Source organism: Enterococcus sp. S183_ASV_20, assembly GCF_018919685.1.
In the GTDB taxonomy this organism is placed as follows: Bacteria; Bacillota; Bacilli; order Lactobacillales; family Enterococcaceae; genus Enterococcus; species Enterococcus faecalis.
Map to the genome: position 1 here is coordinate 15893 of NZ_JAHLRI010000017.1, position 25955 is coordinate 41847.

General features: G+C 37.8%; 18 protein-coding genes, 1 tRNA gene, 1 pseudogene and 2 other annotated features. Of the genes and pseudogenes, 3 read left to right on the forward strand and 17 right to left on the reverse strand.

Going from position 1 to position 25955, the window contains the following annotated elements; all coding sequences use genetic code 11:
- Positions 1-12: 12 nt before the first annotated feature.
- From KQI94_RS07970 to KQI94_RS07990, 5 genes are all read right to left on the reverse strand, one after another.
- Positions 13-1551 (reverse strand): ABC-F family ATP-binding cassette domain-containing protein, encoded by a 1539-nt coding sequence (locus KQI94_RS07970; RefSeq protein WP_002362078.1) that lies wholly within the window; start codon positions 1549-1551, stop codon positions 13-15.
- A gap of 369 nt (positions 1552-1920) precedes the next feature.
- Positions 1921-3114: a M20 family metallopeptidase gene (locus KQI94_RS07975; protein WP_002369143.1), complete on the reverse strand. Its 1194-nt coding sequence runs from the start codon at positions 3112-3114 to the stop codon at positions 1921-1923.
- Between the two features lie 14 nt (positions 3115-3128).
- On the reverse strand, positions 3129-3962 hold the full coding sequence (locus KQI94_RS07980; RefSeq protein ID WP_002369141.1) for a MetQ/NlpA family ABC transporter substrate-binding protein: 834 nt from the start codon (positions 3960-3962) through the stop codon (positions 3129-3131).
- Between the two features lie 19 nt (positions 3963-3981).
- Positions 3982-4662, reverse strand: coding sequence for a methionine ABC transporter permease (locus KQI94_RS07985; RefSeq protein ID WP_002366918.1), 681 nt, complete (start codon positions 4660-4662; stop codon positions 3982-3984).
- Between the two features lie 18 nt (positions 4663-4680).
- Complete coding sequence (locus KQI94_RS07990; RefSeq protein ID WP_002369140.1) at positions 4681-5751, reverse strand: methionine ABC transporter ATP-binding protein; 1071 nt, start codon at positions 5749-5751, stop codon at positions 4681-4683.
- Positions 5752-5836: 85 nt separating this feature from the next.
- Positions 5837-6087, reverse strand: a binding site (T-box leader).
- Positions 6088-6367: 280 nt separating this feature from the next.
- Positions 6368-6613 (reverse strand) — a binding site (T-box leader).
- Positions 6614-6876: 263 nt separating this feature from the next.
- On the opposite strand from KQI94_RS07990, the gene KQI94_RS07995 reads away from it, so the two are divergent.
- From KQI94_RS07995 to KQI94_RS08005, 3 genes are all read left to right on the forward strand, one after another.
- Positions 6877-6949: transfer RNA gene (locus KQI94_RS07995), tRNA-Thr, on the forward strand.
- 157 nt (positions 6950-7106) lie between these two features.
- A complete protein-coding gene (locus tag KQI94_RS08000) occupies positions 7107-8597 on the forward strand; it encodes a glucosyltransferase domain-containing protein (RefSeq protein WP_002390283.1) in 1491 nt (496 codons plus the stop codon).
- A gap of 213 nt (positions 8598-8810) precedes the next feature.
- Positions 8811-8990, forward strand: a complete 180-nt coding sequence (locus KQI94_RS08005; RefSeq protein ID WP_002383739.1) for a hypothetical protein — start codon at positions 8811-8813, stop codon at positions 8988-8990.
- Between the two features lie 87 nt (positions 8991-9077).
- Here the strand turns inward: KQI94_RS08005 and KQI94_RS08010 are convergent, their stop codons facing one another.
- From KQI94_RS08010 to nifJ, 12 genes and pseudogenes are all read right to left on the reverse strand, one after another.
- Positions 9078-10043, reverse strand: a complete 966-nt coding sequence (locus tag KQI94_RS08010; RefSeq protein ID WP_002369136.1) for a hypothetical protein — start codon at positions 10041-10043, stop codon at positions 9078-9080.
- A 175-nt stretch (positions 10044-10218) separates the two neighbouring features.
- Positions 10219-10509: a hypothetical protein gene (locus tag KQI94_RS08015; protein ID WP_002359936.1), complete on the reverse strand. Its 291-nt coding sequence runs from the start codon at positions 10507-10509 to the stop codon at positions 10219-10221.
- Between the two features lie 47 nt (positions 10510-10556).
- A complete protein-coding gene (locus KQI94_RS08020) occupies positions 10557-11795 on the reverse strand; it encodes an aminoacyltransferase (protein WP_002369134.1) in 1239 nt (412 codons plus the stop codon).
- A gap of 310 nt (positions 11796-12105) precedes the next feature.
- The gene (gene glmS, locus KQI94_RS08025; protein WP_002369132.1) at positions 12106-13914 is read right to left on the reverse strand and encodes a glutamine--fructose-6-phosphate transaminase (isomerizing); all 1809 of its coding nucleotides are present in this window, start codon (positions 13912-13914) and stop codon (positions 12106-12108) included.
- A gap of 442 nt (positions 13915-14356) precedes the next feature.
- Positions 14357-15190, reverse strand: a complete 834-nt coding sequence (locus KQI94_RS08030) for an energy-coupling factor transporter transmembrane component T (protein WP_002356939.1) — start codon at positions 15188-15190, stop codon at positions 14357-14359.
- On the reverse strand, positions 15187-16893 hold the full coding sequence (locus KQI94_RS08035) for an ABC transporter ATP-binding protein (protein WP_002356938.1): 1707 nt from the start codon (positions 16891-16893) through the stop codon (positions 15187-15189). The genes KQI94_RS08030 and KQI94_RS08035 overlap by 4 nt, the downstream gene beginning before the upstream one ends.
- A gap of 100 nt (positions 16894-16993) precedes the next feature.
- Positions 16994-17545, reverse strand: a complete 552-nt coding sequence (locus tag KQI94_RS08040) for an ECF-type riboflavin transporter substrate-binding protein (RefSeq protein WP_002356937.1) — start codon at positions 17543-17545, stop codon at positions 16994-16996.
- Positions 17546-17774: 229 nt separating this feature from the next.
- On the reverse strand, positions 17775-19130 hold the full coding sequence (gene glmM / locus KQI94_RS08045) for a phosphoglucosamine mutase (RefSeq protein ID WP_002356936.1): 1356 nt from the start codon (positions 19128-19130) through the stop codon (positions 17775-17777).
- Positions 19123-20286 carry a CdaR family protein gene (locus KQI94_RS08050; RefSeq protein WP_002362088.1) on the reverse strand — a complete coding sequence of 388 codons (1164 nt, stop codon included), beginning with the start codon at positions 20284-20286 and terminating at the stop codon, positions 19123-19125. The genes glmM and KQI94_RS08050 overlap by 8 nt, the downstream gene beginning before the upstream one ends.
- A complete protein-coding gene (gene cdaA / locus KQI94_RS08055) occupies positions 20283-21167 on the reverse strand; it encodes a diadenylate cyclase CdaA (protein WP_002389035.1) in 885 nt (294 codons plus the stop codon). The genes KQI94_RS08050 and cdaA overlap by 4 nt, the downstream gene beginning before the upstream one ends.
- 269 nt (positions 21168-21436) lie before the next feature.
- A pseudogene (gene tnpA, locus KQI94_RS08060) lies at positions 21437-21892 on the reverse strand (IS200/IS605 family transposase).
- Positions 21893-22094: 202 nt separating this feature from the next.
- Complete coding sequence (gene nifJ, locus KQI94_RS08065; protein ID WP_002389760.1) at positions 22095-25826, reverse strand: pyruvate:ferredoxin (flavodoxin) oxidoreductase; 3732 nt, start codon at positions 25824-25826, stop codon at positions 22095-22097.
- Positions 25827-25955: the final 129 nt, after the last annotated feature.

Consider the following 25955-nt stretch of genomic DNA (forward strand, 5'->3'; position numbering starts at 1 on the left):
GTTCTTTCTTCTTTATTTAACTAATTCCTCAATATCTATTACTCGATCCACAATTTCTTCATAAAAATCTGCTTCATGGGAAACCAGAAAAACCGTTCCTGGGTAAACGTGAATTGCTTCTTGTAAACTTTTTTTGGCCGCTTCATCAATATGATTGGTTGGCTCATCTAAAAATAACAAATTACTAGTTTGCATCATTAGTTCCGCTAGTTTTACTTTTGTTTGCTCACCACCACTTAACAGGGCTAACGACTGCATTGCTAACTTATCTGGTAAACCTGCTCTAGCCAAATGACTTCTTCGCTCTTTAATCGTTGTATCTGGAAAACGATCTGATAAATAGTCTAGCGGCGTTAACTGCTCATTAGGCCACGCTAAGTCTTGGGTAAAATAAGCAATTTTTGTATTCAGCGGATAATGAAATTCTCCATCTAATGAAGGAATCACTTTCGTCAACGTTTTAATTAATGTTGATTTGCCAATCCCATTGAAACCTTTCAATGCGACTTTTTCACCGACATGAACCATTAAATCTAACGGTTCTAACAAAGGTTCCCGATAGCCAACAACTAACTTCTGGGTCGTTAGTGCTTGCGTTGCAACTAACCCTTGATAAGGAAATTCAATCGCTGGCTTAGTCAAGGAACCTGGCGGAGTCAATCGTTCCAACCGGTCCAATTGTTTTTGTCGACTTTTAGCCATCGTTGCTCGATTTCCAGCTTTGTATTTACGAATATAGGCTTCCATTTTTTCAATTTTTTCTTGTTGGGCCTGATACTGTTTCAAATAGGTTTGTTTATTCTGCTCTTTTTGTGCAAAAGATTTTTCTACATTTCCAGTATATTTGGTTAATTTGCCAAACTCAATATCTGCGATGCAATTCGTCACTTCATTTAAAAATTGATAATCATGGGAGACTAATAGAAAGCTTCCTTCAAAATTATTCAGATAGCGAACAAGCCATTGAATATGTGTATCATCTAAATAGTTGGTGGGTTCATCTAAAAGTAACACATCAGGGGCCTCTAACAATAATTTTGCTAAAATCACTTTTGAACGTTGACCACCGCTTAGCTCCCCTAACTTTTTATCCAAACCAATTGCTTGTAGTCCTAACCCATTGGCTAAATCCTGAATAATCGTGTCGATTTGGTAAAAATTACTTTCATCTAAATCTGTTTGTAACTTGCCTGCTTGTTCTAAAAGTTTTTCCGAAGCCGTTTGACTGTATTCTTCATAAAGTTTTGTCAGTTTCGCTTCTTTATCAAAAAGTTCTTGAAAGGCTTGTTTCAAAAAATCAACCATCGTTAGTGATTGTTCTACAGAAACGTGCTGATCCAAGTACCCAATCTTGCAATTTTTTTGCCACTGAATCGTTCCTTCGTCTGGCAATACTTCCCCCGTTAAAATTTTAATTAAGGTGGATTTGCCGACACCATTTTGACCAGTTAAGCCTAAATGATCCCCTTTATTCACTTGCAATGAAGCCTCTTCATACAAGACCTTTTCGCCAAATCGATGCGTTAAATGTTCAATAGTTAAAATACTCATTTTCGTCACTTCTTTCTTGTTAACTGATTATTTTGGGACAACAAAAAAAGAACCACGTCTGCACGTCGTCCATCCTGACAGAAATCCCGACAACCGCTTGTACGTACACTCAAATAAGACTAGCTTTTCTAGTCAAAAAATGTCCTATCAAGCGATGAAGAAATTAATTGCTCGGCTCCACAACAGTGCTTCATCTGTTCTTAAACTATCGGGAGCTACTTTTCTTGTTAATTTATCAGTTAAAACAAAAAACATGTGAATCACCTTTCTTATGCTTGTATTTTACCATAGAATGACAAGAAAGCAAGCCACGTTGGTTTATAACGAAAGGAGCCCACAAACAATCATTTTGTCGGCTCCCTATCCCTATTATTCTGACAAATAGTTTAATGCATAGCGTACGTGGTACTCTGCTGCTAAAAGTAAGGCACGTTCATCAATATCAAATTGTTCATGATGGTGCCCAAAATGAGTAGCAGGATTTTCAGGGTTTCGTGAACCGACCCGTCCATAGATACCAGGAATTACCGCTAAGTAATCAGCAAAATCATCCGCCCCTAAACTTTTAGGATGATCGGTCACAACATTTTCAAAACCAACAATTTCACTGGCTACCTGCTGTGCACGGTTGGTTGCTTGTTCTTCATTAATTAATGGATTCGCTGCCGCATAAACAGAAAAATCAGCAATTTCTGTGCGATGAGACTGGGCAATTTCATGAGCAATTTCTTCGACTCGTTGTAAAACAAATTGGCGCGTTTCCTGACTAAATGTTCGAACAGTACCTTCAATGGTTGCCTGGTTTGCTACAATATTATAGCGTGTTCCTGCTTGTAAAACGCCAATTCCTACTACGACAGAATCTAAAGGATCAATCTCGCGCGCTACAATTTTTTGTAATTCCACAACAATACTGGCCGCTGCTAAAACAGCATCTCGGCCATTCTGTGGTTGGGCGACGTGACTACTTTGACCACTGACTTCAATTTTAAAAATATCACAAGAGGCGTTGGTGGCGCCTTTGGTAGCGACTAATTTCCCGACCGGCACACTAGAATCTAAATGAATCCCAAACACTTGGTCGATTGCTTCTAAATAATTTCCTTCCACAAATTGTCGAGCGCCTGCACCAATTTCTTCAGCTGGCTGGAAGGCCAGTTTAATCGTTCCTGAAAAGGTATCCTGATGTTTTTTGAGCACTTTAGCTGCACCTAGCAATGCTGCCGCATGACCATCGTGTCCACAAGCATGATTGAGTCCTGGATTTTTAGAAGCATAGGCAGTACCTGTTGCATCTGGTAATTCCAACGCATCAATATCTGCACGTAATAAAATCGTTTTGCCAGCGCCAAGACCTCCTTCAATGGTTGCTAAAACACCCGTTCCCCCTACTTCTACAAAAGGAATAGCTAAGGCTAGTAGTTCTTCTTTAATTCGCTTAATCGTTTCATATTCTTTTAAACTTGCTTCAGGATATTGATGAAAATGACGTCTTAAATGGATTATCCATTCCTTTTCTGTAGCAATAGCTTCTTGGATTGTTTGAATCGTTGTTGTACTCATTATAAATGCCTCCTTTATTTTTTACCAAATGTTTCCCAGGCTGGAACATTGGCGCCTTTTGATGTTTCTGCAATGACCTTTTTCGTTTCTTCTTGTTGATATTCTTCTACAACTTTTTGATAAAGTTTATTCTCTTGATCTTCTTCTCGGGCCACGATAATGTTCACATAAGGTTTCGCTTTTTCGTTTACAGGTTCTAAGAAAATTGCATCTTTATCTGGTGTATACCCAGCATCGACAGCCATGCCGCTATTGATCACTGAAGCATCGACATCTTGTAAAGCGCGCGCTGTTTGCGTAGCATCTAATTCAGTTATTTTCAATTGGCGTTTATTTTCAGTAATATCACTGACAGTCGGTAGTTGCTGTTTCGCAGGATCAACTTTTATCAGTCCTGCAGTTTGTAATAAAATTAACGCCCGCCCGCCATTCGTTGGGTCATTAGGAATAGCAATTTCTCCGCCGTCTTTAATTTTCGTAATATCTTTCAATTTATTAGCGTAAATTCCCAATGGTGCATTGACTGTATTGCCAATTGATACTAATTTCGTCCCATGTTCTTTATTGTAATTGTCTAAAAAGATTTGATGCTGAAAGGCATTTAAATCAATTTCTTTTTCTGCTAATGCTGCATTGGGTTGCGTATAGTCTGTAAATTCTACCAATTGTAGATCAATATTTTTCTTTTTCAAACGGTCTTTGACCGATTCCCATTCATCATTTTTTGTTCCTACAACCCCTAGTTTAACGGTTTCTGTCTTAGTATCCTTCGCAGCCCCCGATGCACAACCTGCAATCGTAAAAGCTAATACCCCAATAAGTCCAATTAATTTACTAAATTTTTTCATTTGTCATTTCTCCTTTTTTCTAATGTGATGTTTTTTTGATTAATTGATTACTAATGGCTTGACTGATAAATACCATAATTAAAATAATTAACGTGGCCATAAATGTCACATCGGTTTGAAACCGATTGTAGCCTCGAGTAATCGCTAAGTTGCCCAGACCACCGGCCCCAATCGCTCCTGCCATGGCTGTTAATCCAATTAAATTAATAATTGTCACTGCTGAAACACGAATAATACTTGGTAACCCTTCAATTAGATAAACCCGAAAAATAATCCCTAAGGGACTCGTCCCCATAGCTTCTGCCGCTTCGATAACGCCAGGATCCACTTCTAATAACGCATTTTCAATTTGGCGCGCGAAGAACGGGATTACGCCAATAACTAATGGGACTAACGCTGCGGTTGTACCAATTGTCGTTCCTGCCAAAATTCGTGTTAATGGTTGAATCAGTGCGAGCATAATGATGAAAGGAATAGAGCGGCAAACATTAATAATTTTTTCTAAGACACTATACAGGGGTGGATTTTTCAAAACACCACTGGGCCCAGTACTAACAAGCACGACACCCAACAAGACTCCTAACACACCAGCAATCAATGCTGTCCAAAAAACCATGTATACTGTTTCCCATGTACTTTGAAGAAACTCTTGTTTTAATTGGACAACATTCGGAAAATATTTCTCAAATAATTGATACATTCTCAGTTCACTCCTTTTTTAAATCACCTGTAAATTCTGCTTTTGCTTCGTTTGCTGATAGGTTTTCAAAACATTGGTTCGCACGCCTTGTTTCGCTAAATAAGCAAGGGCTTGTTGACGCTGGGCCTCATCGCCAGAAAGCACCACAATTAAATGGCCAATAGGAACGTTTTGAACAATTTCGACATTGCCATAAAGGATATTCGTATACACCTGATATTGGCTATACAATTGTGCAATTAATGGCTCGTTCGTTTGATCTCCCACATAAGAAAATTCAATTAATTCTTGATTTTTATCTAAATCAGCTAATTTAGGATGTTCAAGAATCGTGGTTAATGCTTGGTCAATATGAGTTGCTGTCCGAATAAAATCTTTGGTTAAAGGTTGTTGGGGTTGACTAAAAATCGAAACAATATCGTTTGATTCGACAACGCAGCCATTTTCCATCACCGCGACTTTATTACAAATTTCTTTAACCACTTGCATTTCATGGGTGATTAAGACAATCGTCAAATTCAGTTCTTGATTTAACTTTTTTAACAAGGCTAAAATCTGTCCCGTTGTTTTTGGATCTAACGCACTCGTCGCTTCATCACAAAGTAAAATTTCAGGATCATTTGCTAAAGCGCGGGCAATCGCAACCCGCTGTTTTTGCCCTCCTGATAGTTGACTGGGGTAAGCGTCCCGTTTTTCACTTAGTCCAACTAGCTCTAATAAATGGCTGATTTTTTGACGCCGTTCACTTTTACTTAGCCCAGAATATTTTAATGAAAAATCGATATTACTAAATATGGTCCGCTCTTTCATCAAATTAAAATGTTGAAAAATCATTCCAATCTTTTTTCGTTGTTGTCGTAATTCCTTTTTAGAAAAAGTTAAAATATTTTCTTTGTTAATAATAACGGTGCCCGCTGTTGGTCGTTGCAATAAATTAATTACCCGTACTAACGTACTTTTTCCAGCACCGGAATACCCAACGATTCCGTAGATATCCCCTTTATCAATCGTCAAAGAAACATCTTGGACAGCCTGAATTTCTTGTTTTTTTTGTTGAAATGTCACACTGATATTTTTTAGTTCAATCATTCTTTATCCCCCTTCATTCTTACCAACCTGCATTTTTTCATAAAAAAGAAAAAAGCATCCTCAACGACACAACTCGAGTTGTATCGTTGAGGACGCTTTTTTGCGTGTTACCACCTCATGTTCAGAATTTGCTCACACAAATTCCCTTTTCAAGTACGGAACAACATGTTCGATACCCTAGCTCGATAACGGGAGCCCCCGTCGCCGCCTTGTGTTTAACACTCGGAGCGCTTGCTCAATAGCCATTTTCCAAAACGTCTTTGTCACCTATTCTCAGCTACCTAGGCTCTCTGTTAGACAAATCAAGTCTTGTACTTACTATATCACTGCTTTTTTATTTCTATTCATTTTAAACTGATTTTCGTTTATTTTCAAAATCAAACAGACTAGAGTTCCTACCCCTTCAAGCATCGAGTAATCGCAGATAATAGCTGCTCTCTCTATGCATCAGTCGTAGTGCTCAACAGGATTTGACTGTGGCGAGAATCGTAGGAACACTTTCGTGTAAATGATACAACCTGCCCTTCGGTCACCTTGTACTGTTCATCATCTACTCTGTCGCTTCGCGCCAGTCGTAGTGATTCACAGCAAAAAGCCCTTCACTAGCGTTTTGCTAGTAAAGGGCGAATGATTCGCGGTACCACCTTTTTTCGAAATATAACTGATTCTTTATATCTCATCTCTTATCCAAGTCTTTATTAACTTGGTGCACATGGTAACGGGTGCTTAGCCGAAATTGCTTACTTATCAGCAATTTATTCTCAGAGGCCATCTTCAACTTTTCTGAACCTTGTCCCTTTTCACCAATCAGGACTCTCTTTTGAAGGTCATCAAAATTTACTCTTCTCTTCAACGAATGAATAGTTATCTGTGATGTTGATTTACACTTTACTAGAGAAAAAAGAGATTGTCAACAGTTTTTCTTAGAAAAAAATCATTTTTCTTTTTTTACGAAAGAGCAATTGACAAACTTTCGTCTATACGTTATTCTATTTCTTGTGCACGAGATTTGTACGATTTTTCAAAAGGAACTTTGACGATTACTCGTCGCAGTGTAGCCTTTGAAAATGAACTCTATGGGTTTCACTTCGTTGCAATCCTCGAGTTAGTTTAGCCTTTGAAAGTGCCGCCTTAGCTCAGTTGGTAGAGCACCACCATGGTAAGGTGGGGGTCGCCGGTTCAAGCCCGGCAGGTGGCTTTTTGGTAAAATCCCAACTCTTTAATAAAGAGTTGGGATTTTTTTGTTTTGCCTACCCTTAGTGTTCTGTCAAGATGAGAAAATAACAAAAGCAATTTCTTCATTCCACTCGTTATGGTATATTTTAATTGTTAAATAATTATTGGAGTGGAGTACAATGATGAAACAATTACCTACAGAATCAAAAAAATTTGATTTAAAGAATTGGTGTATTGAAAATAAAGCCTATCTTCTATTGATCATTTTAATTTATCAAGTGGCAGTTTTATCCATCGGCATTATCAATTTCCCTTACTTAGATGATAATGCTCGCCAAGTCGCTGGAATGACAGATTTTGGTACGACTTACGCACGTTGGGGCAGTGAATTTCTCTCATGGTTTGTTCAAGGAAGTCGTCATTTGACAGATCTGGGCTTGACCACACCTATTCTAACAGGTCTTATCTTATCTCTCACAAGCATACTGGCTATTTATATCATCAATGACCAAAAAATTAGCTGGGGTTCCTCTTTAGTAGCTACTTTAATTGGCCTCAATCCTTGGTTCCTCCAATGTCTTAGTTTCAGGTTTGATAGTCCCTATATGGCACTGAGTATTTTTTGTTCGTTTCTTCCTTTTTATTGGTGGCAGCGTAATTCTTTTACGTTTTTCTTGGTTTCTGTCTTTTCACTGTTTGTTATGTTTAATACTTACCAAGCCTCGTCAGGAATTTATATAGTTATCGTCTTATTCCTTACTTTCAAGCAGTTACTTGCTGGAGAAAATTTCATTGCTCTTTGTAAAAAAGTCGCACTTGCTGCTATCGCTTATCTACTTTCTATAGTCAGCTACCTTATTGAGTTAAAATTTGTACCTTCCGCAACAAACAACATTGGGGGCAGTCAGGCCTTACCAAGTTTGCATGATATTCCCAGTGTGGCTTATCAAAATAGTTACCATTATTTTTCAGAGCTATTGAACCAAAGTAATCGTTTATGGCTTTTATTACTGCTCCTACTGCTTGTTTTATTTTTTATTAGTCATCTAGCAAATAGCAAAATCAACTTAGGCCTAAGTTTCCTTTATTGTATCTTGTATTTAGGACTTGCTTCTCTCTTAAGTTTTGGTATTTTTATTGTCTATTCAAGAAATATCGCAGGTGATGCGCCTCGCTATATTTACGGATTTGCTGTTTTCGTTACAATCAGCATGTTAAGTTTATTTAACAATCGACAAGTGAAAGCAATTTATCTAACTTCGTTACTTGTGGCCAGCTTGTTATCTTATTATATTTTATCGTTTGTTTTGGTGTATTCTTCCACATTAAACTATCAAAAAGAAGCATTTAATCGCCAAGCAGCTGTTTTAACAGATGATTTAAAAAATGTTGTAACAAACGAACGAAAAAAAGTTTATTTAAATACGTTTTTCAAAAATTCAACTGTTTATGCTAATACAAGTCGAAACTACCCAATTCTTTCAAAAATTGTGCCACCAAATGACGGTCTATACTTCCCTAATTACGTTTGGTTCAATACTTCATCGAATTTAGGAGTAGAGATGGCACCACTGACCGATACGGATATGTCTAAAAATCAAAAAGTAGTAAGTAATCACTTTTATGACATTTATACAAACAACAAAGAAATATTTGTGTTTATGAAATAATTTGTTCCATCCAAAAACACTTCTTTTGCAATAAACGTGACTGTATGGTTTGATTAAGATGGATTAAGTATTCTTTTCGGGTACATTTATTACTTCCTGAAACTTGTTTATTTCCCATTTTTCTTATGAAGTAACAAAATTTTTGAGAAAAAATAGCTCGTTTTCTATGTTATGATAGAGAAGTGAAAATCACCAGAAAGGTTGTTGCGGACTATGAGAACTCGTCAGAAAAAATTATTTTTATTTTCAATGATTTTATGGTTAGTTGAATTTTTAATTACACGGATTTCTGATTCTTTTCCAGGAGCAACGCCATTGTTCGTTGTGATTTGCTTGATTCAAGGAATCCTTTTTACTTATTTCTGTCTTGCTTTTTTCTATTATCCGCAATAATCAGTCAAGAAAAGCAATTAGAGCAGATTCAGCAAATTTCTGAAACCGAAAAAATGGCACGTCCTCGTTTTTAGGACGTGCCATTTTTTAAAGCATTATTTGTGTAAAAGCCGTTCGTATCGCCTGTTGAACTTTTTGAACAGCATCGATTTGATGACCTTTTGCTTCAGTCAATTCTTTTTCAATATATTCAGGATAGTAGGTTGCCAAATAACCCAAGACCCAGATAGTTGGATCTGAAATAACCTTCTCTGCTAATGGATACAAATAGGCAAGATGCAACCGAATTTCTTCTTCCAAATGCTGCAGCATAATTGGATCATCATTTTCTAAACGATTCCTAAGTTCAGTATAAATTTCGGAATAGATTGGCGTATTTAACGGTCCAGTTTTTCCTTCTAGTAAGACTGTCTGAGGCTGATTGTCATACCAAAGAAAAGTCAGTGGTTCTGAAAATTGCAACAGTGCTAATTCTTCAATGAACCATTCCCGAGCAAAATAACTAAGTGCTTGGTTCATAACTAAATCTTTTGCGACTTCCACAAATACTGGTTTAGGCAAATATAAACTGGTTTTAATGTTCGCTAATTGTTGATAAACGGGCAATTGATCGCTTACTAACAAGTTCCTTTTAATTGCTTGAATTTGCTGCGTTTCTAATTGTTGATACGCCTCTTCCACTTGCATTAATTGCTGTTCTAACGTTTTTTGTTGTGCTAGCGTTATTTTTTTAGTTTGAAGTAATTGCTTCAATAAAATATACCCTTCAATAAAGCGACGACTTTGACTATAAATTTGCATATAAATTGCCGCTGTTTCAAGGTTCTCAAAATAAGTCTCTTGGAACGCTTCTGCCAATGCTAGTGCTTCGTCAGCTTCACCCATTTCCAACAATAATTGGACAATTTTTTGGTTTACTGGCGGCGTTTGTTGTAGCTGATAGGCTTGTTGAAAATTTTCTAAAGCGGCGATCTGATTATGTTCTACAAGTGCTTCTTCTCCTTGTGCAATAAAACGTTCATAGTTTTTTGGAAATTCATGAATGGTACTCATATCTAACCTCCTTTATTTCTTATTTAAAGCAGATGAGCCTGGGACAAAAATCACTTTGGATTTTTGCTCCAGGCTCAAAACCTGATAACCAGCGGGAACAGAACCAACACTACGCGTTGCTCGGAGCTATACACTTCTGTCCCGACCTCGATTTTAACTATTCAAACGGACTTTTTTAGTAAAGATTACGAATAATAATTGCCGTTTCTAGGTCGCCTTCAGCGTTCATCTTCTCCGCCTTTTCTTCTAAACTATACCCAGCAAAACTTTCGTTTGTTAAAACATCTGCTACTGTAAATTTAGCAACTTTTTCAATACTGACTGCATCTGGTGCTACTTCTTGCACGCTATCCCAGCCTGTATCAATAAAGACTTTTGTATCTTCTGTAATCGCTTCGTTTGCTTCTAACGCCTGCATAATTTCTTTTAACTGTGCATACGTCATAACCTCAACTTGATTTTCCATTTAAACGCCTCACTTCGTCCATTCCTTTTAAGGATTAGGTTTTAATTTTAGACTTTTTCTTTAATCGTTTTTAATGCGTGGTATAAGGCATATTTCATCGGTTTGGCTTTCCAGTGGAAATTGCCCATTAATTCTTCGACATGACCGCCAAAGGATTGTTTGAATTTAAGAACCCCATCACTTCCATCAAAGACACCGTCAACGCCATAAAAATTATATTTGGGAATGTTATTTTCTACTGTGTAAGTTAACATTTTATGTTGAATTAAATACGGTGCATAGTATTGTTTATATTTTTCATACGTACCACTAAACAAGTAAACCACTTCTTGTGGATGAACAATGAATAAGGCGCCTGCTAAAATTTCAGGTTCATCTGATGTTTTCATTTCTTTAGCCTCGTCAATCCGTTTGCGCACGGTACGAACTTCATCTTCAAATTCACGTTTCTGGTTATTTTTTTTACGGCTTTTAGGATTGGCAATTAACGCTTCATTGACTTCGTTGAGCGTCTCTTGTAATTTGCGTAATTTCTCATGAAGATTTTCTAAATAAGTAGCAAAGTTTAGTTCCGCCACCATAAATTTCGCTCGTTCGCCAAACTCTTCATAAACAGCTTGGTAATAAGCTAAATCCTTATCTTCAAAATTACGCCGTGCACTTGTTTCTTCCGTTAATTTCTTAAACAGAGGTAGCTCTTCGTAACGAAGTTCTCGGGTTGTTACTCCATATTCCCATGTTTTCTTGATGTCATATTTAGCATCTTTTCCATAAGATTTCCAAAGATCTTCTTCTGTTAATCCAGCCATATCTTTGACAAACAGCCAACGTGGCGCGCCATCAAAATTGTGCACATCAAACCCTTGGTGTTCAAAACCAATTGATGTGAAATAGTCAAATGTTTCTTGATTGACCTTTTCAACTTCACCGCCATTAAAATCACGTAAACAAATTTGTTTATTGGGAGTAAAGGTTAAATAAAGGCCATCATTTTTTTTCACATATTTTTTTAAGCCTGTGAAAAAGGCTTCTACACATTTTTTATCTGTATAATCCATCAAAATCCCGCCGTCAATGTCGAAAGCATAACCAATTTTGACTTTTTTCTTGCTTAGGATACACGCAGCAATTAGTTGGCCTTCTCGTTTGACGCCAACGTATTCACAATGCCAGCCACGTCGTTCCAATAAATGTTTCATTTCGGGTGTTTCTAAAAAGTTACCTGCAGGATGTGTCATTGCAAAGGTAGTAAATTCTTGTTCAGTTAATGTACTAAACTGATCCATATCAAACAACTCACAATCTTTTTTTGTTAAATAAATTAGCACTTTTCAGCTTAACCTACTTTTTGCTTTCTTTCAAACAAAGTTACCTCACTGGCTAATTCTTATTTTTCGGTTCTTATTAATTATATCTAATTTTGCTAAAATGCAAACAGTTTTCAACGGAAAAAAAGAATTTCTTTGGAATCTTTCATTTTTGACTGAATATCTTTCTTTTATAAAAAATATCTGAGACAAAAATCTAAAGTGATTTTTGTCTCAGATATTAAAACTCATGAAAACCCGTTGAACATCTTTCTCTCAGGTTCTTGATTTACTCAACAGTTACACTTTTGGCTAAGTTCCTTGGTTTATCAACATCGTAGCCTCTTTGTAAGGTTGCATAGTACGCTAATAATTGACCTGGAACAATGCTAACTAAGGCAGAAAGTAACGGATGAACATCCGGAATAATCAGTTGGTCCTGTGGTTTTGCCAAGGATTCCAAGGCAATCACAATATTTCTTGCTCCACGACTTTCGACTTCCTTTAAATTGCCTCTTGTATGGGCTGCGACTTTGGCATCTGTCACAATCCCAATCACAGGTGTTCCTTCTTCAATTAAGGCAATCGTTCCATGCTTCAATTCACCTGCCGCAAAGCCTTCTGCTTGAATGTAGGAAATTTCTTTCAACTTCAAGGCCGCTTCCATCGACACATAATAGTCGACTCCTCGCCCAATATAGAAGGCATTTCGAGTATACGTCAGATAATCTTCCACCAAGGCTTTCATTTGTTGTTTTTCATCAATCAAGGTTTCCATGACAGCTGCTACCACGCTCAATTCGTGAGCCACATCAAATGAGACGGCTGCTAATGTTTGGCGTTCTTCGCCAATTGCTTTTGCTAAAATAGCTAAGACAGCGATTTGAGCAGTATAAGCTTTGGTGGAAGCGACAGCAATTTCTGGTCCTGCGTGTAATAACAAGGTATCGTCCGCTTCACGTGATAATGTTGAGCCAGCAACATTTGTTAATGTAAGTGATGGATGCCCTAATTCATTAACCTGTACCAGTACTTGGCGACTATCTGCCGTTTCACCACTTTGACTTAAGAAAATGAAGAACGGTTTTTCAGATAAAATAGGCATGTTGTAGCCAAATTCGCTTGATAAATGAACTTCCACAGGAATACTGGCAATCGTTTCAATTAAAGATTTTCCGACCCAACCTGCATTATAACTTGTCCCACAAGCAATAATGTAAATTCGGTCACATTGATTAATTTTTTCCAGTAACGCCTCATCAAAAGTCACTTTTTCACCTTGAGTATACGCTTGAACAATTTTGCGCATCACTGCAGGTTGTTCATCAATTTCTTTGAGCATATAAAACGGATATGTTCCTTTTTCAATGTCATTTAAATCTAATTGCGCTTCAAAAGGTTCTCGGTTGATTACTTGTCCTTCTGGCGTTTCGATTACTACTTTGTCCGCTGTAACAGTTACAATTTCACCATCAACAATCTCAACAAATTGATTGGTTTCTTTAATCATCGCCATCGCATCACTACAAATAACATTAAAGCCTTCACCTAGACCGATAAGTAACGGGCTTTTATTTTTCGCTACGTAGATAGTATTGGGGTCCATTTTATCCATTAATGCAAAAGCGTATGAACCTTTAATTTCGGCTAAAGCCGCTTTAAAAGCATCTTTTGTTGAAAAACCATTTTCAGCAAAATGAGCAATTAATTGAACGACGATTTCAGTATCTGTATCACCAATTAAGTGAGCACCACTTAAAAATTGTTCTTTTAATTCTTCAAAGTTTTCAATGACACCATTATGCACTAATGCAAAGCGTTGATCGCTTGAAACATGGGGATGTGCATTGGCGACAGTTGGTTCGCCATGAGTGGCCCAACGAGTATGACCAATACCAACTGTTCCATCGATTTCTGGCGTTAATTTTGCTGCTAAATCGGCAATGCCCCCAACTGCCTTAACTACATGGGGCTGTTGGCTTTGATCATTCACACAAATCCCAGCAGAATCATAACCTCTATATTCCAATTTTGTTAATCCTTGAATCAAACTTTCCGTGACATTTTCTTTTCCAATCATTCCGACAATTCCACACATAATGCTAATTCCTACTTTCCAATTGAAATTCTGTATTTACTAGGTCCTGTTTAACTAGCAAATCCCATTATATGTTTCTACCTGCGTGATAACCGCTTTGTTCTAACTTCACAATTAGTTTTTCTTTGTTATCTGTAGAGTGCAGTCCCTAGAGCCACCCGCCGAATCTTCGATAAGCTCTCTCCTCGTCACCTGAACGTTCAGGTCTGGCGCTATCCGATATTGGTCTATATACCTCCTTTGTAAATATATTCCGTAGAAACATAAACAATCATACAATTAAAAGTAGGTACTTGTCAACAAAAATCTAAAAACCGAAAATTGGTCTAGTTCTTTAAAGTTGTAAAAAAAGAATCTAGTACACTCATAGTAAGAGAAAGTACTAGATTCTTAATAATAAAAAAATATCCGTTCTATTTATAGAACCTTATCAATTTGTTATTTATTGGAATGGATTATAAAACCGGCCACCATTCACATGGAACAACCAGAAACTGATTCCTAATAAGCATAAGGCAAGTATCATTACCGAAAAATCACGCAGATGAAAAGGTTGTTGCGCATACCACGTTCGATTTTTCTTTTGACCAAAACGCCTTAATTCCATAGCGGTACTCACAGTTTCAATTCGATCTAAACTAGATAGGATTAAGGGTAAAACGATTTGTGCTACGCCTTTGATTCGTTGGCCTAACCGTCCCTTTTTAGACATCTCATAACCTCGCGCTTGTTGTGCTAAAGAAATATTAAAAAAATCTTCTTGGATATCGGGAATATAACGAATAGCCAGCGCTACTGCATAACTAATCCGATAACTCACACCAATTCGATTCAGGCTGGAGGCAAATTCACTAGGATTTGTTGTTAATAAAAAGATTAATGCCAACGGAATCGTACAGAAATATTTTAAAACTAAATTAAATTCATAAAATAATTCTTCTTGTGTCAAAGTAAACCGTCCGATTCCTTCCCAAATCACGGTACGTGATTGATATAAATCAACCCCATATTCAGGTGCAAAAAGGTAAACCGTTAAGATATTTAACAAAGAAAAAATAGCAATAAATTTAATAACAAAAGATATTTGATGCCATTTAATATTTGATAATTTTAACAAAACAAGCGAAACTACAGACATTCCTAACAGATAACGAGTATCATACGTGGTCATACAAGCCACAGAGACAACGATTAAAAAGACTAATTTGCTTGTGCCGTTTAAGCGATGAATCCAGGTTGAATCAGGATGATAGCCTAACATTTGTCGTTCACTCATCCAAAACGCACCTCACGATCGTAAGCAACAAATTTTTCCGTAAATAGCAAGGGATTTTCCAAGCCTAACGCTTTAGCAAAGGTAAACAAGCTCGTTTCTTTTAAAGAAGCTGCTTGAATTAATTTTTCATCTGTTAAAACAGCAACTGGAGTCGCATCTGCTAGTAAACGTCCATCACAAACTACTAACGCACGTGTTGTATATTCCAACATTAAGTGCATATCGTGAGTGATCATTAAAATAGTCACACCTAAGCGGTTCAATTCTTCTAAAAATGTCATCATTTCTGTATAATGTTTAAAATCTTGCCCAGCTGTTGGTTCATCTAAAATTAATAATTCAGGTTCTAAAACTAAGATCGATGCAATAGTTACCCGTTTTTTCTGCCCAAAACTCAATGCAGAAATCGGCCAGTTCCGGAAGGGATACAGCCCACAAATATGTAAAATATTCGTCACACGTTCCTCAATTTCTGCTTGTGGCACATCTCGTAAAACTAATCCTAAAGCTACTTCTTCAAAAATCATTTTTTTAGAAATCATTTGATTGGGATTTTGCATCACATAACCAATTTTATCTGCACGTTCTTTGATTGAATAATTGGAAAAATCCTGTCCTTCCCATAAAATCTTGCCCGATTGAGGCGTGATGAACCCGCAAATTATTTTAGAAAGCGTAGACTTCCCGGCACCATTTTTTCCTACAATGCTGATCATTTCTCCATGATGAATAGTTACTGAGAAGTCATCTAACACTTTTTCACCGTGACGATCATATTGATAGGACACTTGTTCCAAACGTAATAGTTCAGCTCCTTTGACTGCACTAACTGAACTAGGTTGGACAGACCACTGTGTCATTTTAGGCAAAACCGTTTCGCCTGATACTTCGGCTAATTTGTCTAAATGACTAACTTGTGTTAAATCAATCCCAGCATATTTCATGGCTGTAACGTACAGAGGTTCACGAATCCCTTGTTGGGTCAACGTATCTTGACGTAACAATTCATCTGGCGTTGTATCAGAAATAATTGCGCCCTCATTCATGACAATAATTCGATCAACTGATTCGCAAAGAACGTCCTCTAAGCGATGTTCTATTATTAAAACAGTCGCTTTTGTTTCTTGTTGAATGGTGTCAATCAAAGTCATTGTTTCTTGTCCCGCTCGTGGGTCAAGATTAGCCAAAGGTTCATCAAAAAGTAAAATTTTTGATTGGTTAATTAGAACGCCCGCCATAGATACACGTTGTTTTTGACCACCTGACAAATCTTGTGGACGGTGTTGCAATAACTGATTCAGCTCAACAATCTCGGACCATTTGTGGACCGCTTTTTTCATTTCTGCTTGTTCAACTGCATCGTTTTCTAAAGCAAAAGCAATATCCTCAGCAACCGTTAAACCGATAAACTGCCCATCGGTATCTTGCAAAACAGTTCCTACATCAAAAGACAAATCAAATAGACTTGTTTCTTGGATATTTTTACCAGCAACCGTAGCTGTTCCTTGAATCTCACCTTCATAAATATTGGGAATTAACCCGTTGATACATTGCGCCAATGTTGATTTACCACTACCACTAGGCCCAACGATTAAAACCTTTTCTCCTTCATAGATGGTTAATTGAATCCCCTTTAATGTCGGTTCAGATTGGCTATGATATTGAAAGGAAAAATTATTAAAAGTAATGATTGGTTTTTTCATTCGGCCTCACCTCAGTTTCTCCATAAAAGAAAGGGTCTGAGCATTAGCAAAGTAATTACTAGGGCAGACCCTTAACCATTTAAATTATTTCGACAGTTTCTTAATCTTTCGATAAACTGCCTTTCTTTGTTCTTGTTGATGCATAAGCTTTCATCAACAATGTTCCAATAATCCCCACAGCGACAATATTTGAAACAGTCGCGAATACGCCTTGTGTAAACACTTTACTTGCGGGTTCACTATAAATCAAAATATCCAAACTAGGCGCGATTAAGCCCCAAACGACGATATTACCAAACGCTTGGAAAATATTGAAACGCACCATGTCATTTGTTGTAAATTCACCATGTTGAAGATCCATTTTACGACCAGCGAAGCCAAAAATAATACCAATAATTCCTGAACAAATAATCCAGCTCCACCAAGCGCTACCATACGTGGTAAAATCTTTTAACGTGTGACCGATCAAACCAATTAGCCCTCCAGCTACTGGTCCAAAAACAACTGACATTAAAGCAAGAAATGGATACGACGTTTCTAAGTTCGTATTAGGAATTCCAGTTGGAATTACAACGAATCGACCTAAAATAACAAAAACTGCAGAGCCAATTCCAATTGCTACAATTGTCTTGACGGACATTTTTTCTTTCATTTCGCTCCTCCATTCTATAACTCCATTGATTTACAGCCGCTCCCTTCTTGATTTTATCAAATAAAAAAAGAAGATACGCGGTGCATCTTACTTCTAAAATAGTACCCTTTTAACCGCTCTATGTCAATGATAGACGGAGCTTATTAGCTATTTTCTTTTTTTGATTTCCAACAAAGAAACCAGACACTTAACGCAAGCTAGCATTAAGTGTCTGGTTTCTAATTTGTTCTTATTCAACGCCGATTTCTGCACGTACTACTTCAGCAATTTTATCAACGTAATAATCAACTTTTTCTTGTGTTGGCGCTTCGGCCATCACACGTAACAATGGTTCTGTTCCAGAAGGACGAACTAAAATACGACCTTCGCCATTCATTTCTGCTTCTGCTTGTTCGACAACTGCTTTGATTGCCGGAACTTCCATTGCACCATTTTTATCTGTGACACGAATATTGACTAATTTTTGTGGATAAATCGTCACTTCATCCGCTAATTCAGATAATTTTTTGCCCGTTTGCTTCATAACATTCAACAATTGAATCCCTGAAAGCATGCCATCACCTGTTGTGTTGTAATCTAAAAAGATCATGTGACCAGATTGTTCGCCACCAAAATTGTAATCATTTTTACGCATTTCTTCTACAACATAACGATCACCCACTTGCGTTACCACATCTTTTAAGCCAATTTCTTCTACAGCTTTATGGAAACCTAGATTACTCATCACCGTTGTAACGATTGTATCTTTTTTCAAACGTTTTTTCTCAGCTAAATACTTAGCACAAATATACATGATTTTATCACCATCGATAATTCGTCCTAATTCATCGACTGCAATAATTCTATCGCCGTCGCCATCGAAAGCCAAACCAGCATCGGCGCCTTTTTCAACAACCATTTCTGCCAAAGCTTCAGGATGAGTGGAACCCACACCATCATTGATATTCAATCCATTAGGACTTGTTCCCATTGTATAGAAATCTGTCTCTAAATCCGCGAAGACACGATTGACTGCTGTTGCAGTTGCTCCGTTGGCCGCATCTAAACAAACAGTCATATCTGCTAAATCGCCAGGAATACTTTGAACTAAAAATTGTGAATATTTTAGTAAGCCTTCTGGAAATTCATCTAATGAGCCTAAGCCTTCAGCAGAAGGTCTTGGTAAGGTGTCTTCTTCTGCGTCTAACAATGCTTCAATTTCTGCTTCTTGATCGTCTACTAATTTGAAGCCGTCTGCCCCAAAAAACTTAATCCCATTGTCTTCCGCAGGATTATGTGAAGCTGAAATCATTACGCCAGCGGATGCTTTTTGTAAACGAGTAAGATATGCTACACCAGGTGTTGAAATCACCCCTAATTGGAAAACTTCAATCCCGACTGATAATAACCCAGCAATCAATGCTTGTTCCAACATCTCACCTGAAATACGTGTATCGCGGCCTACGAGAACACGAGGTTTTCTTGAACTATCTTCATGTTGACTCAACACATAACCACCGTAACGCCCTAATTTAAAAGCTAATTCAGGTGTTAACTCCTTATTTGCAATTCCTCTTACACCATCTGTTCCAAAATATTTACCCATTTTGATTCTCCTTAGTCACTTGATTCTCTGTATTTTCAGTTGAACCAGCAGTTGTACTTTCTACTGTTGATCCCTCACTTGTTGTTTCAGAAGTATTTGATTCTACTTGACTGGATGTACTTGGTTGTACTGCTTGGCTACCTGAGCCAGCCGTTGTTGAACTTGCAGGTTCCCCTGAAGTTTCATTTGTATTTGATGACTGTTGTTGATTGTACACGGGGCTCAAAGAAACGTCAACCTCATCTGGTGTAACTACGTATTCTCCATTAACGGGAATAGTCACTGATTGTTTTGTTTCTTTGCGAATATCAGAAATATCTACCGGTACCTCAATTGATTCTAGCGTATCTAAAATTGATTGCGGGCCACTGACCCTAACTTGGTACGTTGATAAACTATAATTGTAATGAGCGATCCCAGCTGGTGGCGTACCTGTCATACTAACATTCAGTGGTACATCTTTTGTTGGCGCAGTTAAGCCTACTGTTACTTTGACTTGTGGTGCTGGATTTTCGATACTTAGGACTTGACCTTTGGCATCTAGCGCTTGAACATTTACCGTTTGTTTAATCGTATCAATTGTTTGTTTGGCACTTGAGACTGGCGCAATCACTTTGTCAATTGCTTTCGCTGTTTCTTCTCCAGTTGTTACTTCTACAGTTTTTGGATCTACAGAAATATTTTTTACTTTGTAGCCTTCTTTTTCAATGTTATCAGAAAGTTGTGCTTCTACATCGAATTTTTTTGTTACTCTCTTTTCAATCGTTACAGTCACTGTTTTCGGTTCAATTTCAGCTGTAACAGCTGAACTTAGTCCCCGAACTGTCAAAGGCACTTCCGAAGTCCCTAATGGCAATTTGGTTAAGTCTGCGACCACTTGGAAATTTCGTGTGTCAGCATTTGATTCCATGTTTAATTGAATGCGGTTCGCACTACGTAAATGAACATTTACACTCTCTTCAAATCCAGAGACATAATATTTGTCTTTATCGTATTGGACTTGGACAGGAATATTATTCAATGTTTCACTATACGTTTGGCTTGAACCTGAATTGGAGGGATTATTGCCTGTTGCATTGGCATTAAAAAATAACAACAATGCAAACAGCAATGAAAGCAAACCATTAAACCAGCTTTTTTGGGAGGCTTTTCTCATTTGCGTTTAACCCCCTTTGTTACATCATCGATAAAATGCTGCAAAGCACTTTTTTTATCTTCCGATGATTCCGAAATTAACTCCTTACGCAAAATTGTTAAATACTCTTCTTGCGTTAGTCCAGGAATTAATTCATTGTTCAACGTCAAACTAACGTCACCAGTTTCTTCAGAAACAACAATCGTAATGGCGTCACTGACTTCACTGATACCGACTGCGGCTCTATGGCGCGTTCCAAATTCTTTTGGAATTAAATTGCTCTCTGATAGCGGTAAATACGCACTAGCAACAGCAATTTTTTCATTTTTGATAATCACTGCACCATCATGTAGTGGTGTATTTGGAATGAAAATATTAATCAGTAATTCACCAGTAATATCGGCATCCAAATCAATACCTGTCTCAATGTATTCATCTAAACCGGTATTGCGTTCAATGGTTATCAAAGCACCAATTTTCCGTTTTGACATGTACTGAATGGCTTTGTCAAAGGCCTGAATAATACGCTCATCTTCTTGTTGCGCACCTTTATTCGGGCGGAAAAACGAACTTCTCCCTAGATGTTCCAGCCCTCTTCGCACTTCTGGTTGAAAAATAACAACCGCGGCGATTACACCATACATGATGACTTGATTCATTAACCAAGATAATGTATGTAGACCAATTATCTCACTTAGAATGCGGATAATGATAAAAACAGCGACACCTTTTAATAGTTGGACTGCTTTTGTTCCACGAACAAGCATGATTAATTTGTAAACGAGGTACCATACGACTAGGATATCTATGATATTGATAACAAAATCCTTAGATAAGAAATCCGTTGAGATGACTTGCTGCCAATAATTCAAATCTAATAATTGATTCAATTGAAACGACATCATACCCCTCACTTCTCTCTCAAGATTTCCTAACAAGTATACCACATTATTTTCTTTCATCACAGAACGCAAGCGGAAACATCAAAAAAATTTAGGAACTTTTTCAAATAACTTGAAATTTTTCATCAAAAAATCGCATTTCTAGTAACTATCCACCCGCCTAGCGGGTGGCTTTTTAATAGCCCTAGAAGGGATCGCTACCTGCTGCTCCCTTTAAGGGAGCTTTTTTAGAGACCGCCAACCGCTACCTTTCTATTCTTATCTAGCTGTTACTTCCTAAATGGATCTTTATACTCTCTTTTGTTTATACTATCCCTTACTCGATCTTCTGCTTCTTGTTCTCGTATATACTTTGCTATCGTTTTTTGGTTCAGTCATACAGTGCTCACATAATAGCCTTTTGACCAAAAGGATCGATTTCCATAATTGTATTTTAAATTCGCATGACGTTCATGAATGATTACTGCACTTCTTCCTTTTAAGAAACCCATAAAACCTGATACACTCAACTTCGGTGGAATTCTTACCAACATATGGATATGGTCGGTCATTGCATGCGCTTCAATGATTTCGACTTCTTTCATCTCACACAATTTTCTTAGTATTTTCCCTATATCTCGCCTCAATTGACCATAGATTACTTTTCTTCTATATTTTGGTATAAACACAAGATAATACTTACAATTCCAACGAGTATGTGCTAAACTTTTATCGTCGTTCGACATTCAAAAACTCCTTTCGATTTGATAACGGTTGGTAGCCTTTATCTATTATATCGAAAGGAGTTTTTATCGCTAAAGCTCTGACCTCCACGCGCAGTACGCGTGGTTTTTTGTCGAAATCTCTTTAGAGATTTCAACTGACTAAAGTCATTAACTAAAAAACGTGTCTAAGCAAAAAGCTCAGACACGTTTTTTTGACTTCTATTTAATCTTGCTCACGTTGTTTTCTCTTGGCTGCTCGTTCTGCGCGGCGGGCAGCCCTTCTTGCTTCCGCTTCCGGATCAACTACGCGTTCTTTTTTCACTCGTGGCTTCTCGTTCTCTGGCGTATTTATTTCTGGTTCACTTTGTTTTTCAAGTTTTGCTCGAATTTTTTCTTCTTGACCAGCTAAACGAGCATAATTATAGAACCGTCTCTTAGCATCATTAATTGTTTTATTAAATAACAATTCCGCTGTATCTGGTTGACTAGATTCTAAGGATGCAAAGCGAACTTGTTGGCGCATAAACTCTTTCATTAATGAAAAATCTGGTTTTTTGAAATCCAATGTCATTGGTTCTTTGCCTTTTTCTCGCAATAATGGATTATAGCGATATAAAGACCAGTAACCTGAATGAACCGCGTCTTTCGCTTCTTTCAACGTTTGACTCATCCCACCTGCTAAACCATGTGTGATACATGGTGTATAAGCAATAATAATCGATGGTCCAGGGAATTTTTCTGCTTCTTCAAAAGCTTTAATCGTCTGCATTTGGTTTGCACCTGAGGCAATTTGAGCGACATAGACATTTTCATAAGTCATTGCCATCATCCCTAAATCTTTTTTAGAGGCATACTTCCCACTGGCAGCAAATTTCGCAATCGCTGATGCAGGAGTTGCTTTGGAAGTTTGGCCACCTGTATTGGAATAGACTTCATTATCTAAAACTAACATATTTACATCCGCGCCACTAGCTAACACGTGGTCAATACCGCCGTAGCCAATATCGTAAGCCCAGCCGTCCCCACCAATCATCCACTGACTTGGTTTAACAAAAAGATCTTGATCGTCATAAATTGCTTCCAATAAAGGTTGATTCGTTTTTTCTTCAAGCAAAGCTGCACGTAATTTAGCTGCACGTTGTTGCGTACCTTCACTTTCGGACAGATGTGCTATCCAATCTTCCATCAATAGACGCAACGAGTCACTGGCTACAGAAAAAGCTTTGGTCATTTTACTAGCTAAACGTTCGCGACGGGCTTGCGTTGCTAACAACATGCCGTAACCAAACTCGGCATTATCCTCTAAAAGAGAATTTGACCAAGCTGGACCTTGTCCTTGTTCATTAGTAGTGTAAGGTGTCACACCCGCTGCAGCACCCCAAATCGATGAGCAACCTGTTGCATTAGCAATCAGCATTCGGTCACCAAACATTTGCGTCAATAATTTAACATAAGGCGTTTCGCCGCAACCAGAACAAGCACCAGAAAACTCTAATAAAGGTTTATTAAATTGCGAACCTAAAACAGTATTCGGTTTTGCTGGGTTTTCCTTTTGACGTAACGTCATAGCAAACGCCCAGTTCATAGCCTGCTCTTTTTCTTCTTCATAAGGTTTCATTACTAAAGCTTTCCCTTTAGCTGGACAGGCTTCAACACAAAGACCACAGCCAGTACAATCTTTGACTGAGACTTGGATACGATATTTCAAGCCGTCGGCACCACGTAGATCACGTACAATGAATCCTTCTGGCGCTTCAGTCATTTCTTCTTCATCGGCTAAGAATGGTCGTATCGCCGCATGGGGGCATACAAAGGCGCATTCATTACACATGGTACACCGATCGCTAATCCATTCAGGTACTTCTAATGCAACTCCACGTTTTTCAACTGCCGCAGTTCCCAAAGGCATTCGCCCATCTGTCATCCCATTTTTCGCTAGTGTCGCAACAGATAACGCATTGCCTTCTTGACGATTAATCGGTTCAACAATTTCATGAACAAAATCACTAACATTTTCTGAACGTTTTCGCGGTTGAACTTCAAGCGTTCTCCACTCTGCTGGAACAGGTACCTGATGCAACAATTCAACGGTCTTATCGATTGCTTGAATATTTTTTTCGACAACTTTCATGGACTTATGACCATAACTTTTCAGTGCTTCTTCTTTTAAAATTGGCAACACTTGCTCAAAAGGCATAATTTCCGCTAATTTGAAGAAAGCTGTTTCCATCGCAGTATTAATTCGCCCGCCTAGCCCGACTTCACTAGCTAATTTCACTGCATTGATTGTATAAAACTGAATCTCATTTTCAGCTAGATACCGTTTTAATTGATTTGGTAAAAATCGTGCTAGTTGTTCATCATTCCAAATGGTATTTAAGAGGAAAGTCCCGCCTTTTTTTAACCCTTTTACTAAATCATAGGTATGCAAATAAGCGGCTGTATGACAGGCCACAAAATCAGAATGTTCAATGAGGTATGTTGAACGAATGGGTGTCTCGCCAAAACGTAAATGAGAAACGGTCAACCCGCCTGATTTTTTTGAATCATAATAGAAAAAGCCTTGCGCATACTTGTCTGTATGATCACCGATAATCTTAATTGCTGACTTGTTCGCCCCTACTGTGCCATCAGAACCAAAGCCCCAAAATTTAGCTTGATAGGTTTTCGGATTCGTCAAATCAAGTGGTTTGCCAACTTCTAATGAAGTATAAGTTAAATCATCATCAATCCCAATTGTAAAACGCTTCTTCATGGCAGAACGTTCTTTCATTAATTCATCAAAAACCGCAACAATTTGATTTGGCAGTACATCTTTAGAACCTAAACCATAGCGTCCACCAATAATTGTTGGGCGAATGTCCGCTTCATACATCGCACTTTGGACATCCAATAATAACGGTTCGCCACCAGCACCGGGCTCTTTCGTCCGATCCAAAACAGCAATTGCTTTAACTGATTGTGGTATTTTTTCGAGAAATGTTTCAACTGGAAATGGTCGATAAAGATGGACATTAAGGAAGCCAACTTTTCTTCCTTGTTGTTGTAAATAATCAACAGTCTGTTCAATTGTTTGCGCAACTGAACCCATTGTAACGATCACTTCTTCTGCATCTTCTGCGCCATAATACGTCACCAAATCATAATTGGTTCCCCGTAACCGGTTTATTTCTGTCATATATTTTTGAACAATACCAGGTAATTTTTCATAATAAGGATTTATTGTTTCTCGTTGTTGAAAGTGAATATCTGGATTTTGGTTCATTCCACTAACGGAAGGGTGATTCGGGTTCATGCTTCGACGACGAAATTCGGCTAATTTCTCTTGATTTACTAAGGGTGCTAATTCTTCATAGTCAAGAACTGCCACTTTTTGAATTTCATGACTTGTTCTAAAGCCATCAAAAAAGTTCATAAATGGAACACTCGCTTCAATCGAAGCCAAGTGAGCCACTGGTGCCAAATCCATCACTTCTTGTACACTGCTTTCTGACAACATAGCAAAGCCTGTTTGGCGTGCGGCCATTACGTCTCCTTGATCACCAAAAATATTTAAAGCATTCGTAGTTAAAGCTCGGCTCGCCACATGAAAAACAGATGGTAATAGTTCTCCAGCTATTTTGTACATATTAGGAATCATTAAAAGTAACCCTTGTGAAGCCGTATAGGTCGTGGTAAGCGCGCCTGTTTTTAAAGAGCCATGGACCACCCCGGCAGCACCAGCTTCCGATTGCATTTCGACTACTTTCACAGGTTGACCAAAGATATTTTTCTTACCTTCGGCCGACCACTGATCAACAAGCTCAGCCATTGTTGAACTTGGTGTTATTGGATAAATGGCTGCTAATTCTGTAAAGGCGTAGGAAATATAAGCTGCTGCAGCATTCCCATCCATTGTTTTCATTTTCCGCATGTTTTTCTCATCCTTTATATCTAAAAAATAGAATAGTTGCACGCATATTCTTGTTTATTATAGCGGAATTTCACAAATTATGAAAGATTTTGTCAATTTTTTTGCTTAAAAATAAAAGAGAAATTGAGAAAAAACCACTTTATCCCCTATAAACAAACTATTTCACTGAAT